At 66.8% G+C, this 14920-nt stretch carries 11 protein-coding genes; 4 read left to right on the forward strand and 7 right to left on the reverse strand.

Features of this window, described 5'->3' with window-relative positions:
- Positions 1 to 7: 7 nt before the first annotated feature.
- From JQN66_RS03475 to JQN66_RS03490, 4 genes are read right to left on the reverse strand one after another with little or no spacing between them, the layout of a single operon-like run.
- Complete coding sequence (locus JQN66_RS03475; protein WP_420870947.1) at positions 8 to 703, reverse strand: GntR family transcriptional regulator; 696 nt, start codon at positions 701 to 703, stop codon at positions 8 to 10.
- Between the two features lie 41 nt (positions 704 to 744).
- Positions 745 to 2487 (reverse strand): acetyl/propionyl/methylcrotonyl-CoA carboxylase subunit alpha, encoded by a 1743-nt coding sequence (locus JQN66_RS03480; protein ID WP_204676643.1) that lies wholly within the window; start codon positions 2485 to 2487, stop codon positions 745 to 747.
- Positions 2484 to 4118, reverse strand: a complete 1635-nt coding sequence (locus JQN66_RS03485) for a 5-oxoprolinase subunit B/C family protein (RefSeq protein ID WP_204676644.1) — start codon at positions 4116 to 4118, stop codon at positions 2484 to 2486. Before JQN66_RS03485 ends, JQN66_RS03480 begins: the two co-directional genes overlap by 4 nt.
- A complete protein-coding gene (locus tag JQN66_RS03490; protein WP_204676645.1) occupies positions 4115 to 4873 on the reverse strand; it encodes a LamB/YcsF family protein in 759 nt (252 codons plus the stop codon). Before JQN66_RS03490 ends, JQN66_RS03485 begins: the two co-directional genes overlap by 4 nt.
- Positions 4874 to 5120: 247 nt before the next feature.
- On the opposite strand from JQN66_RS03490, the gene JQN66_RS03495 reads away from it, so the two are divergent.
- Positions 5121 to 7226: a catalase gene (locus tag JQN66_RS03495; RefSeq protein ID WP_204676646.1), complete on the forward strand. Its 2106-nt coding sequence runs from the start codon at positions 5121 to 5123 to the stop codon at positions 7224 to 7226.
- Positions 7227 to 7300: 74 nt separating this feature from the next.
- Here the strand turns inward: JQN66_RS03495 and JQN66_RS03500 are convergent, their stop codons facing one another.
- Complete coding sequence (locus JQN66_RS03500; RefSeq protein WP_204676647.1) at positions 7301 to 7462, reverse strand: hypothetical protein; 162 nt, start codon at positions 7460 to 7462, stop codon at positions 7301 to 7303.
- 162 nt (positions 7463 to 7624) lie between these two features.
- Positions 7625 to 9082, reverse strand: a complete 1458-nt coding sequence (locus JQN66_RS03505) for a DHA2 family efflux MFS transporter permease subunit (protein ID WP_239464127.1) — start codon at positions 9080 to 9082, stop codon at positions 7625 to 7627.
- Between the two features lie 146 nt (positions 9083 to 9228).
- Here JQN66_RS03505 and JQN66_RS03510 point away from each other — a divergent pair, with 146 nt between their 5' ends.
- The 3 genes from JQN66_RS03510 (at position 9229) to JQN66_RS03520 (ending at position 13091) form a co-directional block, all read left to right on the forward strand.
- Positions 9229 to 9822, forward strand: a complete 594-nt coding sequence (locus JQN66_RS03510; RefSeq protein ID WP_188949003.1) for a TetR/AcrR family transcriptional regulator — start codon at positions 9229 to 9231, stop codon at positions 9820 to 9822.
- A gap of 213 nt (positions 9823 to 10035) precedes the next feature.
- A complete protein-coding gene (locus JQN66_RS03515; protein WP_204676649.1) occupies positions 10036 to 12270 on the forward strand; it encodes an NADP-dependent isocitrate dehydrogenase in 2235 nt (744 codons plus the stop codon).
- A 341-nt stretch (positions 12271 to 12611) separates the two neighbouring features.
- Positions 12612 to 13091, forward strand: a complete 480-nt coding sequence (locus JQN66_RS03520) for a GtrA family protein (RefSeq protein ID WP_047118351.1) — start codon at positions 12612 to 12614, stop codon at positions 13089 to 13091.
- A 192-nt stretch (positions 13092 to 13283) separates the two neighbouring features.
- Here the strand turns inward: JQN66_RS03520 and JQN66_RS03525 are convergent, their stop codons facing one another.
- A complete protein-coding gene (locus JQN66_RS03525) occupies positions 13284 to 14816 on the reverse strand; it encodes a deoxyguanosinetriphosphate triphosphohydrolase family protein (protein WP_204676650.1) in 1533 nt (510 codons plus the stop codon).
- Positions 14817 to 14920 lie beyond the last annotated feature (104 nt).

A 14920-nucleotide genomic window follows, 5' to 3' on the forward strand; every position in this document is an offset into this window, starting at 1 on the left:
GGCAGGCCTAGCTGCCGTCCGCGGCCATCCGATCCTTCAAATGGGCCAGCAGCTCGGTTTCGGCGGTATCCAGATAGCCGCGCAAGGCCTGTGCGGCCTGGTCGCGCTCGCCGGCCCGCAACAAGTCCACCAGGGAAGCGTTGAGCTCGACATAGTGCGAGTGGAAGTCCGGCGCATCGCTCATGGCATGGAAGACCAGTCGCATCTGGGCCAGCACCCGGGTCATGAGCTCCTGCAGCTGGGCGCTGCCGCTGGCGCGCACGACCTCCTCGTGGAAGCGCTGGTTCGCGTCCGCCATCGCCTCGATCTTTCCGGAGGCCAGGGCGGCGCGGGCGCGCTTGACGATCCGTTCAAGGCCCGGCACGTTCAGTTTCGGTCCCCACTGCAGCGCCGCGGGCTCGATCATGCGGCGCACCGCGTAGATTTCTCTGACGTCGTCCATGCCGGGGGAAGCGACGAACACCCCGCGGTTGGGGATGCGGGTGAGGATCAGTTCGTTACCGAGGACGGTGAATGCTTCGCGCAGCGTATTGCGCGAGACGCCCAGTGCCTGGGCCAGGGCCTGCTCGGAAAGTTTGCTCCCCGGGCGAAGCCGCCCCTCGGCAATCCTGGTGCGCAGCACCGAGGCAACCCAGGCGCCGGTATGGGCGTGGGTCGCCTCCTCGTCCAGCGGGAGAGCGCGGAGCAATTCATTCATGGGCATGCAACCAATCTAATTCACCCAGCCGGACGCGGTGCAAAGCGTTAAGCGATGCTCCCCATGACCTCGCCGCGGGAAATCATGGCGCCGGGGGCCTGCCCGCCCCGGGTGAAGGTCCCGGAGGCGTGCGCGGTGACATTGGATTCCATCTTCATGGCTTCCAGCACGGCGATGGTGTCGCCGGCGGCGACCACGGCGCCGTCCTCGGCTACCCACTTGACCAGGTTCCCGTTCATCGGGGCGGCCAGGGTGGCGGCGCTGGCGGAGGACTCGACGCTGTCCGCGGCGGCTTCCATGGCTGCACCGTGCCCGCCGTGGCGGATGGAATCCACCAGCGAGGCCGGCAGGCCGATGTTCATGGCCTTGCCCTCGATTTCGATGGTGAGGGTCTCGCGTTCGGCACCTGGCTGGGCGGCGGCGATTTCCGGGCTGGATGCCAGGTCCTCGGCGAATTCCGTCTCGATCCACGTGGTGTAGACGCCGTAGGTATCGTCCCGGGTGAACTCGGCGTTGCGCACCACAGCACGGTGGAAGGGCAGCACCGAGGGCACGCCGGTGATGGTCATTTCATCCAGTGCCTGCTTCGCGCGGCGCAGCGCCTGGGCGCGGGTGGCGCCGGTGACGATCAGCTTGGCCATCAGGGAGTCGTAGTAGGAGGGGACCACCGAGTTGGTGCGCACGCCCGAATCCACGCGGATGCCCGAACCGGTCGGCGCCTCGAACCCGGTGATGCGTCCGGGGCCGGGCAGGAAGCCGCGCGCCGGGTCCTCGGCGTTGATGCGGAACTCGAAGCTGTGCCCGGTGGGCTCCGGGTCCTCGGTGAAGGACAGCGGCTGCCCGGCCGCGATGCGCAGCTGCTCGGCCACCAGGTCCACGCCGGTGGTTTCCTCGGTGATCGGGTGCTCCACCTGCAGGCGGGTGTTGACCTCCAGGAAGGAGATCAGCCCGTCCGGGGCCACCAGGTATTCAACGGTTCCGGCGCCCACGTAGCCTGCCTCCAAGCAGATGGCCTTGGCCGAGGAATGGATCGATGCGCGCTGCTCATCGGTGAGGAACGGGGCCGGAGCCTCCTCGACGAGCTTCTGGTGGCGGCGCTGCAGCGAGCAGTCGCGGGTGCCCACCACCACGGCATTGCCGTGGCTGTCGGCCAGCACCTGCGCCTCGACGTGGCGCGGCTTGTCCAGGAAGCGTTCGACGAAGCACTCGCCGCGGCCGAAGGCCGCGGTCGCCTCGCGCACCGCCGAATCGTAGGAGGCCTCGATGTCCTGAAGCGCGCGGACCACCTTGATGCCGCGTCCGCCGCCGCCGAAGGCCGCCTTGATGGCCACCGGCAGGCCGAACTGCTGCGCGAAGGCGCGCACCTGCGCCGCGTCGGCCACCGGGCCGTCGGTGCCCGGCACCAGCGGGGCACCGGCGCGCACCGCGATCTCGCGGGCGGTGACCTTGTTGCCCAGGGCGCGGATGGCTTGCGGGGACGGGCCGATCCAGGTCATGCCGGCGTCGATGACGGCCTGGGCGAAGTCGGCGTTTTCGGCCAGGAAACCGTAGCCCGGGTGCACCGCGTCGGCGCCGGCGCGGGTGCCGATCTCGATGATCTTCTCGATGTCCAGGTAAGTGTCGGCGCTCTGCGAGCCGTTCAGCGCGTAGGCCTCGTCGGCGCGGCGCACGTGCAGGGCGTCGGCGTCCGGGTCCGAGTAGACCGCCACGGAGACCAGCTGGGCATCGGTGCAGGCGCGGGCAATGCGGACGGCGATTTCGCCGCGGTTGGCGATCAGTACTTTTTTCATGCGCGGGGTTCCTTCACGGTGGTGCGGGTTCCGGGGTGGGGCGTCAGTTTGAAGCGGATCAAGGCGCCCGGGGGCAGCTGGGCGGCGGCCGAAAGGTCCTCATCGAGCACCGCGGCGATCACCGGGTAGCCGCCTGTGACCGGGTGGTCGGCCAGGAAGAGCACTGGCAAGCCGGAGGGCGGGACCTGCAGCGAGCCGAGGGCCACGCCTTCGGACGCCAGTTCGCCCTCGCGCACCCGCTGCAGCGGTTGGGCGTTCTCCTCGCCCAGCGCCAGCCTGATGCCCACGCGGTTCGAATCCGCGGAAGCCTTCCAGAGCTGGCCGGTCAGCCGTGCCAGCCCCGGTGCGTCGAACCAGTCGTCGCGCGGGCCCGGGATGATGCGCAGCGTGAAGACGCCGTGCTCATCGGGCACCGGCAGCGGCGAGGGTTCGGGGTTGCCGACCACCTGCAGGCCGTCGAGCCGGCCGACCGGGAGCAGCTGCCCGGCGCGCAGCGGTGCGGGGCCGATCCCCGACATCGAATCGGTGGAGCGGGAGCCGAGCACCTGCGGGATGTCCAAGCCGCCACGCACGCCCAGGTAGCTGCGCAGTCCGGCGCCGGCACCTGACAGGGTGAGCGTCTCGCCGTCGAGCAGCGCGAAGGGGGTGTCCATGGGGATCTGCCGGGCCTCGTGGAAGTCGTCGCCCGGAACCGGGGTGATGTCCAGGATGGCGGCGGCGCCGGAGACCGCGAGCACCGCATCGCCGCGGGCGCGCAGGGTGAGCGTGCCCATGAGGTTTTCGATGACGGCGGCGCCGGGGCGGTTGCCGACCAGGCGGTTGGCCTGGGCCGCGGAGATGGCATCGGCCCATCCGGCGGTGCTGACCCCCAGATCGCCCAGGCCCGGACGGCCCGCGTCCTGGATCAGCGATTGCAGGCCCGGATCCAGGATTTCCAGCATGCCGGAGGACTGCCCCGGGGCCGCGGTGTCCCGGGCGGGCACGGGGTCAGCAGGTGTCGACACGGTCAGCGCGGTGCGGCTGGGGATGAACTGCACCCGGTCCTGCGGACGGATCAGCGCGGGGTTTTCGCGCTGGAGGTCCCACAGCACCGCGTCGGTGTGGCCGATCAGCTGCCAGCCGCCGGGGGACCGGCGCGGATAGACGGCGGAGTACTCCCCGGCCAGGGCCACCGCACCGGCGGGGACCGCCTTGCGCGGGGTGGCGCGGCGCGGCACGTTCAGCAGCTGGTTATCGCCCAGCAGGTAGGCGAAACCCGGGGCGAAGCCGCCGAAGGCCGCCCGCCAGGTCTGCCCGGAGTGGGCGTTGACCACCGCCTCGGTGCTCAGCGAGGTCAGCCGGGCCACCTCGGCCAGGTCTTCGCCGTCGTAGTGCACGGGGATCTTGACCAGGGAACCGGCGGCGGCCGCGGCCACGTCGAGCTCCAGGGTGCGCACGGTGTTGGCGATGGCTTGCGCGTTGGCCAGGCAGTCGGCCTTGATGAACACGGTGCCCGCGGCGGCCAGCACATCGACCTGTCCGGGCAGCGGGCTGGTGCGCAGCAGGGCCGACAATCCCAGTACGGAATCCAGATCCGGGAGCTCAACCAGCACCGAACGGCTGCCGGCCAGCCGGACGTCGCGCAGGCTCATGCAAAACTCTTAATGGTCACGCCGGCGGATTCCAGGCCTGCGCGGACCGCGGCCGCCATGGCCACCGCTCCGGCGGTGTCGCCGTGCAGGCAGATGCTGTCGGCGGGCATGGCGATGATGCTGCCGTCCACGGCCACCAGGGTGCCCTCGGTCGCCAGGCGGATCATGTTCGCGGTGACGGCCGCCGGGTCGTGCAGCACCGCGTTGGCCTCGCGGCGGGAGACCAGGGTGCCGTCCGGGGTGTAGTTGCGGTCGGCGAAGGCCTCGGCGACCCCGCGCAGGCCTGCCTTCTCGGCCTTGGCCAGGGCCACGGAACCGGGCAGCAGCAGTACCGGCAGGTCTTCGCCGAAGGCCTTGATGGCATCGACCACGGCTTGGGCGTGCACCTCATGGTGCACGATCGTGTTGTAGAGCGCGCCATGCGGCTTCACGTATTTGATCTCGCTTCCGGCCGAGCGCGCCAGCGCATGCAGGGCGCCTAGCTGGTAGAGCACGTCGTCGGCCAGTTCGCTGGCCGAGCAGTCCACGAAGCGGCGGCCGAAGCCTGCCAGATCCCGGTAGCCCACGTGCGCACCGATGGTCACCCCGGCGGCTGCGGCGTCCTTGCAGGTCTGGCGGATGGTGCTGGGGTCTCCGGCGTGGAAGCCGCAGGCGACGTTCGCGGAGGAAACGGAGGCGAAGATCGCGGCGTCATCGCCCATCGTCCAGTTGCCGAAGGACTCGCCGACATCGGAGTTCAGGTCTATGAATGGCATTGTGATCCCCGTCTCGAAAAAATGTGCTGATTACAGAATGCACCAAAATCAAGGATTGTTCAACAATCTTTCCTCGGGTTGCGCTGGGAGCGACAGTCTGGAAGGACCATGGGAATCGGCAGACTTCATGGAAACGCCCTGCCCGAGCCCATAGCGTGGCAATCACCTTGCTGTCCGCCGCATCGCGGAGCGCCGCGCGGGGCAGCCGAAGGCATTCCGCACGAATTCCAGGACGAAGGAGCATGCAATGACCAATGAATCAGCACATCCAACCGAGTCTCGAAAGAATCGGGAGGGCAAAGCCCCCAGCCAAAGCGCAGAGCACCTGACCACCAGCCAGGGCTCTCCGCTGAGCGACACCGACCACTCGCTCAAGGTGGGCGAGCGGGGGCCGATCCTGCTGCAGGACCACCACCTGCGTGAAAAGATCATGCACTTCGACCACGAGCGCATCCCGGAACGCGTGGTGCATGCCCGCGGCGCCGGGGCGCATGGGACATTCACCAGCTACGGCAACGCCGGGGACTTCTGCGCCGCCGACTTCCTGAAGCCCGGAAAACAGACCGAGGTGTTCGTCCGCTTCTCCACCGTGGCCGGATCACGCGGATCCATGGACACCGCCCGCGACACCCGCGGCTTCGCCACCAAGTTCTACACCGACGAAGGCGTCTTCGACCTGGTCGGCAACAACATCCCGGTGTTCTTCATCCAGGACGGCATGAAGTTCCCTGACGTCGTCCACGCGGTGAAGCCCGAGCCTGATCGCGAGATCCCGCAGGCGCAGTCGGCGCACAACACCTTCTGGGACTTCGTGTCCCTGCATACCCCGGCGCAGGCCCATACCCTGTGGAACATGAGCGACCGCGGCATCCCGCGCTCCTATCGCATGATGGAGGGCTTCGGCGTACACACGTTCCGTCTTATCGACCCGGAGGGCAAGCCCTCGTTGGTGAAGTTCCATTGGAAACCGAAGCTCGGGGTCCACTCGCTGACGTGGGAAGAAGCGCAGCTTGCCGGTGGTGCGGACCCGGATTTCCACCGTCGCGACCTGGCCGACGCGATCGAGGCCGGCGCCTTCCCGGAGTGGGAGCTGGGGGTCCAGCTCTTCGAGGACGACGGCACCGCCACCTTCCAGGGCATCGATCTGCTGGACCCGACGAAGTTCGTGCCGGAGGAATTGGCCCCGGTGCAGCTGATCGGCAAGATGGTGCTGGACCGCAATCCATCCAACTACTTTGCCGAAACCGAGCAGGTGGCTTTCCACCCCGGCCACCTGGTGCCGGGCATCGACATCACCGACGACCCGCTGCTGCAGGCCCGGTTGTTCTCCTACCTCGATACCCAGCTGACCCGGCTGGGTGGGCCGAACTTCTCTCAGATCCCGGTCAACCAGCCCAAGAACCCGGTCAACGACATGTTCCGCGACGGGTTCCACCAGCACAACATCCACGAGGGGGTAGCTCCCTATCAGCCCAATTCCCTGGATGGCGGCTGCCCGTTCATGGCGGACCTCGCCGAGGGCCAGAGCTTCCCGGCGTTGGAATACCCGCAGGAAACCTCTGGAGCCAAGAAGCGCAGCGAACCGGTCAGCTTCTCGGACCACTATTCCCAGGCCCGGCTGTTCTACCGCAGCCTCAGCGCGCAGGAACGCGAGCACATCAAGCAGGCTTACAGCTTTGAGCTGGGCAAGTGCACCGATGCAGCGATCCGCGAACGCCAGGTGCAGTGCCTGGCGGAAATCGACGGCGACCTGGCGGCGTCGGTGGCCACCGCGCTGGGCTTGGAAGCCCCGGCCGCCCAATTGGACGTCGAGGACCTGCCAACCAGCTCGGCGCTGTCCCAGATCGGTTCCAGCTGGCCGGTGGACGGCCGGCAGATCGGAATCGTCGTGGGCTTGCGGGGTTATCCGCAGGACCGCGCGCTCGCCGAAGCGATCAGTGCCAAGGGCATGACGCCGCTGATCGTCGCCCCGCACGCCGGGGCCACCGACTCGGGCTTGGAGATCGACCGGACGTATTTCACCACGCGGTCCATCGAATTCGACGCGCTGGTGCTGGCCGGGGCGCTGCCTCCGGTCGGGGATGCCCGGGTGCCGCTGGATACCAAGGCCGGGGCAGACGTCTCCGACTCCCCGGCGGCCGACCCCCGCGTGGTCCTGCTGGTCCAGGAGGCGTACCGGCAGAGCAAGCCGATCCTGTGCCTGGATGAAGCGTCCTTCGGGGCGCTGAGCGCCGCAGGCATCGCGGGCGAAGCCCCCGGCGTGGAACTGGTCGATGCCCAGGCGCTTGCCGGCACCTTGGCGGAGCTGGTCGCCGCGCACCGGGTCTGGGGCAGGTTCCCTGCCGAGGGGTAGCCTCGGCGCTGGCAACGGCAATGGGCCGGCAGGTACATGAGGTACCTGCCGGCCCATTGCCGTTGCGCAAGAGACTAGTCTTCGGAACCCTTGGTGGAATCCTTCTTGTCCTCGTCCTGCCCGGGGTGGGCGAAGGGGATCGGGGACGACGTCGGCGAGTCCGGCACGGTGGTGTTTTTTCCGTGCGGATCAGGGGTCTTGTCTGGAGCGACGGTTTCGTCGTGGTTGCTGCCCATGTTCTCTCCCTTTGCTTCGGTACTGTGCCGATCTCACAAGCTGTTCGGCATCCGCCGGGACCGGCAGATGCCCCCACCCTAGCGAGCGGCATGGATGGCGCATCGGAACCTTGAAGCAGGCTGGGAAACCGCAGGCCGTCGTCGGGGAAAAACCGTGGACGGCTATCGTGCCGGCTGCGCCGCGCCCCGCCCGATGAACAGCGTCAGGACCACTGCCAGGGTGGCCAGTGCGGCGCCGATGATGAACGCGATGTGCGCCCCGCCGAACAGCGCCTGGGCCGCGCCGGATCCGGAGGCCAGCTGCGCCTTGGACAGCAGCGTCAGAACCGTCACGAAAATCGTTGTGCCGATGGCGCCGCCCAGCTGCTGGCCGGTATTGAAAATGGCCGAGCCGTGGCCGAACAGGCGCGGATCCACCGAGGCCATGGCGGAGGACATCAGCCCGGTCATGAGCAGCGCAAAACCGATCGAGAACACGATATGCGCGGTCATGAACAGCCACAACGGGCTGTCGACGCGCACCGACACATACAGCCACTGGCCTGCTGCCAGCAGCACCGCGCCGGGAATCAGCACCGGGCGCGGCCCGTGGCGGTCGTAGATGCGGCCGAAGATCGGCGCGGCCACGGCCTGCACCAGCCCGCCGGGAAGCAGCATGATGCCGATGGTCAGCGAATCCAGGCCCTGACCGGATTCAAGCAGGATCGGCACGATCATCAGCGAACCGAGCAGGGTGCCGAAGGCGATCATGATCAGCACGATGGCCAAGCGGAAGGTCCGCGAGGCAAAAGGCGACAGGTTCAGCAGCTCGCGGCCGCTGGCTGCCAGGGCGCGCTGGCGGCGGATGAACACAACCAGCGATGCCGCTCCCGCAACGAAGCAGGCAATGGTCGTCGCAGGGTTCTGCGCCGCGTGCTCAATGCTGGAGATTCCGTAGACCAGCAGGCCGAAGGCCAAGGCCGACAGCAGCACCGAGGCGGCATCGACGCGGATCTTCCTGGCGGACGAGGGAACCTTGAGGAAGACCGCGCCCAGCGCCAGCACCAGCACGGCGATGGGCAGCATCATGACGAAGATGTAGTGCCATCCCCATGCGTGCACGACCGCGCCGGCGACCGTCGGGCCGATGGCCGGTCCCACGCCGATGACAATGGAATTCAGCCCCATGATGGTGCCGCGCCGCTGCGGCGGCACCAATGTCAGCGTGGTGGTCATCAGCAACGGCAGGACGATGGCCGTGCCCAGGGCCTGGACGATGCGCGCGGCAAGCAGCATGGCGAAGCTCGCAGCGAGCGCCGCGGCCGCCGTGCCCAGGATGAAGCTGATGACTGCGACCAGGAACAGCGAGCGGTGGTTGAAGCGCTGGAGCAGGAATCCCGTGGTGGGGATGACCACCGAAAGCGTCAGCAGGAAACCGGTAGTGAGCCACTGGCCGGTGGCCGCGGAAATCTGCAGGTCCGACATGATCCCCGGCAACGCCACGGTCAGCACCGTTTCGTTGAGGATCATCATGAAGGCAGCCAGCGCCAATGCGGTGATGACGCCGGTGATCTGCCGGGTGGACAGCGACGGCGCGGCGGGAGGCGCGGCGATGTCGATCGGAGGGTGTTCGGTGGGCACGGGGGACCTCGTTCTCGGATGATTGAAGTGAAACTCTGTCATACTCTGCCACATTTTTACGATAAATCTGTCATACTGTGACAGAAAGCAAGCGGTACTTGCCGGGATAGCATGGCAGCAGAGGACTTGAACGCTAGGAGTGCACGGTGGGAATCCGCGATGAACGCAAGGCAGCGACGCTGCGGGGCATCCGGGCCGCGGCCCTCGACCTGCTGGAGGAGCAGGGGTTCGACGCGGTGACCGCGGGGCGGATTGCGCGGCGCGTGGGCATCTCCGAGCGGACCATATTCCGCTACGTCCCCTCCTTGGAGGCCGCCATGCTTCCGGCCGAAGGCGAGTTCTCGCAGGCCATCATGGCCTGTGAAATTCCCTCGGGGGCCGATGGCGCGGGTGTGCTGCGCGTCCTGCTCGGCGCATGCCGCGAGATCCTGCTGCATGAGGTCGGGGGCAACGAATTCCGCCGTGTCTCCCGCCTGATGGCTGTCGAGCCGAGGCTGCTGCTGGTCGCCACCAGGCAGGAGCAGGAGCTGGTGGCAGCGGTGACCGAGTACCTGGTGGGCCGCGGGCTGCTGCCGCGCATGGAGGCGCTGCTGGTTGGCGAAACGCTGGCCACCGCATGGCGCGTGACCTGGCAGTGCTTCGGAGCCGAAGAGCGCGCCGGGCGGCCGGCGGATCCATTGGAGCTGTTCGACAGGGTCGTGGCCTCGCTGGCGGCGCTGGTGGGGGAGCCATCCGAATAGCGAATAACGCGCTTGAGTTATCGGTGATTAACTTAAATGTGACGAACTGCTCGTAGGCCGTCCAGCCCGGCAATTGGGCGAATATTCGGGCTCTTTCGGCGAATTTCTCGGGACCGGAAAGTGTGGCGCGAGGCAAAATCGGGTAGATTTGGAACGTTGAGTTCAGGGCGGATAACCCCGCTTCCGCACGACGTTCAGGGAGAAGCCACACCTATGGCCAAGATTATTTACACCCACACCGACGAAGCGCCGATGCTGGCGACCCACTCGTTCCTGCCGATCGTGGAGGCCTTCGCCTCGACCGCCGGTGTGGAGCTGGAGACCCGCGACATCTCGCTGGCCGGCCGCATCATCGCCACCTTCCCGGACTACCTCACCGAAGAGCAGCGCATCGGCGACGCCCTGGCCGAGCTTGGCGACCTGGCCAAGACCCCGGAAGCGAACATCATCAAGCTCCCGAACATCTCCGCGTCGATCCCGCAGCTGAAGGCCGCCGTCGCCGAACTGCAGGCCGCCGGCTACGCCCTGCCGGACTACCCGGACAACCCTTCCTCCGACGAGGAGACCGACGTCCGCGCCCGCTACGACAAGATCAAGGGCTCCGCCGTGAACCCGGTGCTGCGCGAGGGCAACTCCGACCGCCGCGCACCGCTGTCGGTCAAGAACTACGCCCGCAAGTACCCGCACTCCATGGGCGCCTGGGCCTCGGACTCGAAGACCAACGTCGCCACCATGGGCGCCGACGACTTCGCCTCCAACGAGAAGTCCATCGTCATCGACAAGGACAAGTCGATCTCCATCCGCTTCGTCGGCGAAGACGGCGAAGTCAAGGTCCTGAAGAAGCCTTTCAAGGTGCTCAAGGACGAAGTCATCGACGGCACCGTCATGCACGTTGCCGCACTGCAGGACTTCCTGAAGGCCTCCGTAGCCCGTGCCAAGGAAGAAGGCGTCCTCTTCTCGGCGCACCTGAAGGCCACCATGATGAAGGTCTCCGACCCGATCATCTTCGGCCAGGTCGTCAAGGCCTACTTCTCCGAACTGTTCGACACCTACGGCGACGAGCTGGCAGCAGCCGGCCTGAACCCGAACAACGGCTTGGCCGCCATTCTGAACGGCCTGGACGAGCTCTCCGACGACGTGCGCGCCGGCGTGGAGAAGCTGATCGCCAAGGGCCTGGAAGAGGGCCCGGCCGTTGCCATGGTCGATTCCGACAAGGGCATCACCAACCTGCACGTCCCATCGGACGTCATCGTCGACGCCTCCATGCCGGCCATGATCCGCCTGGGCGGCAAGATGTGGGACGCCAAGGGCGACACCGCAGACACCCTGGCCGTGCTGCCGGACTCCTCCTACGCCGGCGTCTACCAGGCCGTGATCGAGGACTGCCGTGCCAACGGCGCCTACGACCCGACCACCATGGGCACCGTGCCGAACGTCGGCCTGATGGCCCAGAAGGCCGAAGAATACGGCTCCCACGACAAGACCTTCGAACTGGCCGCCAACGGACATGTGCAGATCGTCGACGAGAACGACACCGTGCTCATCGAGCACCAGGTCTTCGCCGGCGACATCTGGCGCGCCTGCCAGACCAAGGACATCGCCATCCGCGACTGGGTGAAGCTGGCCGTGAACCGCGCCCGCGCCTCCCAGACCCCGATCGTGTTCTGGCTGGACGAGCACCGCGCCCACGACGCCGTGCTGATCGGCAAGGTCAACGAGTACCTCAAGGAGCACGACACCGAGGGCCTGACCATCGAGATCCTGTCCCCGATCGAGGCCACCAAGTACTCGATCGAGCGCATCCGCAAGGGCGAGGACACCATCTCGGTCACCGGCAACGTGCTGCGCGACTACCTGACCGACCTGTTCCCGATCCTGGAACTGGGCACCTCGGCCAAGATGCTGTCCATCGTGCCGCTGCTGGCTGGCGGCGGACTGTTCGAGACCGGAGCCGGCGGCTCCGCACCGAAGCACGTCCAGCAGCTGGTCAACGAGAACCACCTGCGCTGGGACTCGCTGGGCGAATTCATGGCGCTGGGCGCCTCCTTCGAGCACCTGGCAGTCACCACCGACAACGCCCGCGCTCAGGTCCTGGCAGACACCCTGGATGCCGCCACCGGCACCTTCCTGCTGGAAGACAAGTCGCCGAAGCGCAAGGTCGGCGAGCTGGACAACCGCGGCAGCCACTTCTACCTGGCCAAGTTCTGGGCCGAGGAACTGGCCAAGCAGGACAAGGACACCGAGCTGGCATCGGCCTTCGCCGACGTCGCCAAGGCACTGGGCGAGAACGAGGAAGCCATTGTGGCCGAACTCGCCGAGGTCCAGGGCAAGCCGGTCGACCTGGCAGGCTACTACCGCCCGAGCGAGGAAAAGACCTCCGCAGTCATGCGTCCAAGCGCCACCTTGAACAAGGCCCTTGAACTGCTGACCAACGCAGTCTCCAAGTAACGCTCACCGGTTGCGCGCCGCACGGCACCATCCCTTCGGGGATGGTGCCGTGCGGCATTTAACCGCCGGCTTCCCCCGGGAACATCGAGCCACCTGCAACTGGCTGCAGACCGGCCGGGGAACCTGAAAACGGCTGGCCGCGAAGTGTTTTCGGCAGACTCCCAGGTTTTGCGGTGCAACTCACACAGCGCAGGAAATTTCCTTGTGGGCACTGGGTATTTTCGAAGTCCCACGAGGTAACCAACAGGTGAAAACCGCCTGTCTCTTTGGCTCTTCCCAGAGTGTGAAACTAAAATCGGTGTGTTAGGCGTTTTTTCGCGCTCACCGAACTCAGGAGAAGTATGGCTCTACGTGAAAATCCAGTGGTAGTCCGTGCCCTGCGTTTCCTCGGCGTCGGTGGGTTCTGCTTCATCGTGACCTTGGCCGTGAACTACGGCTTGAAGTACACCGTGATGGAAGACCACCCGACCACTGCTTTCCTGATCGCCAACACCGTGGCGACCGTGGTGTCCTACGTGCTCTCGCGCCAGTACACCTTCCAGGATCGCAATGATGCGCACCGCAAGCGCATCCAGGTCATCGGCTTCTTCGCGGTCTCCGCGATGGGCATCGTGATCAACTCGGCTCCGCTGTACATTTCGCGTTGGGTCTTCGGCCTGCACTACCCGAACGTCTCCTTCCTGTTCCAGGAAGCCGCCGACTTCATCTCCGGACCGATCATCGGTACCGCGCTGGCGATGGTCTTCCGCTGGTGGGCCTTGCACAAGTTCGTCTTCCCGGATGCTTCCAAGAAGGAGCAGAAGGTCGAGCTGGCCGCCTAGCCCGCATGCCGCTTCACGGGATCGCCTCCCGCAAGCTCTTGGACACACAGAAACAGCCGCCTTCGGAAAGATGGAACTTTCCGAAGGCGGCTGTTTCTATGCGTGCGGAGCTGGGAGCCGTTGCTGCCGCAACGGCAGTCCCGTTCCCAGCCGTTGGGCAGCAGCTGGGAACGGGGCTGCGCGGATGCTGCTCTAGAGTCCCCGGCCGGCTTCCCACAAATTGTCTGCGGTGCCGGTGAGCAGCGCGTTCAGCGATACCGCTTGGGCATCGGTGAACGAGGCGATGTAGTCCACGATGGCGCGCGCCTGCCCCAGGCGCTGCACTTCGTCCGGGCCCGCCTGGAGGAACAGATGCGGGCTGCCTTCGCGCAGCTGCCGGTATTCCTCCGTGGTGGCCTCCACCGAGTCCAGCAGGCGGCGCGGGGCGCGGCCTGCATCGTCGGGGTCGTTGAGCCAGCCATGGAAGCCTTCGGCTAGCGAGCGGATGATGCGGGTCTGCCCGCGCTGGTACACGGCCAGATCCGGGCGTTCGAGCACGAAACGGGAATGCACGAACTTCAATACGATGACGTCATGCCAGGCCGCGTCGCCGAGCCTGACGTGGCCGCTGCGCACGGTCGGGGTGCGTTCCACGGACACCGACTCCTGCAGCCGGTCGATCCAGCGCCGGGTGAAGGCGGTGACCGCCCGGTCCGCTTCCAGGCCGCCGTCATAGGGCACCGCGAGCAGGCCTTCGACCAGGTCGTGCCCGACCCTTTCCACGGATTCACGGAAGGCATCTGCTTCAGCGATCCATGGATCCTTGGCGCGGGTGCGCCGCCAGGTCAGTTCCAGGGCATGGCCCGGGCGGCGCGCATCCAGCTCGGACTGCTTCAAGCTGTTCAGCTGCGTGGAATGCTCCAGCCAGGCGCGCAGCTCGGCGGAGACGCTGGTGTACTGCAGCACCCCTGCACGGTAGAAGTCGTCGAGGTCGTGCACCGCGTAGGCGATGTCGTCCGCGATATCCATGACCGAGCTTTCCACGGTCTGCTGGTATTTGGCGATGCCCGGGAAGACCGAGAGCACGTCCCGCATTTCGTCGGCATCCACGTCATAGGCGGAGAACTTCACGGCACCGGCCGCGGGATCGATGCCCACGCCGCGCGGCAGCAGCTCCGGAGCCAGCGGGGCCAGGGCGCGCCACTCGTTGCGGGTCCACGGGTACTTCAGCACCGCTGCGCGCACGGCCCGGGTGAGGTTCATGCCGCGCGCGGTCGCGTCGCAGCTATCCAGCGCGGTGAGGATGCGGAAGGTCTGCGCATTGCCCTCGAAACCGTCCGGAAGCCGGAGCACGCTGCGGGCCACCCGGTCCAGTTCCTGCTCGCCCAAATGGCCGAACGGCGGGTGGCCGAGGTCGTGCGCCGCCGCGGCGGCCTGCACGACCACCGGGTCGCAGCCACCCAACTCGCTGACTAGTCTTCTAGTTGCTTCGTCAGCTGTCCGCAGCCTGATGGCGATGGAGCGGGCCACCGCGGACACCTTGAGCGAGTGGGTCAGCCGGTTGTGCACCAGCGTGCCGGAGCCCGCCTGCGGGATCACCTGGGTGACCGAAGACAGACGCGAAAAATAGGGGGAGAAGCGGATCCGCTCGATGTCGACGCGGAATTCGTCTTCGTTGGCTACGCGCGGCTCGGCGATGGCTCGGTCGCGGCCGCCACTCTGGTGTGTTTTTTCCCTGATATCCATCGTAGGATCCAGCCTAGATGACACCGGGCAGGGAAGAATGTTTTGCTGTTGGTTGCGTGTCTGCACACGGCTGCGGGGCCGTCCCCGAAGGGACGGCCCCCCCA

The sequence above is a fragment of the Glutamicibacter protophormiae genome (genome assembly GCF_016894325.1).
Taxonomy (GTDB): Bacteria; Actinomycetota; Actinomycetes; order Actinomycetales; family Micrococcaceae; genus Glutamicibacter; species Glutamicibacter protophormiae.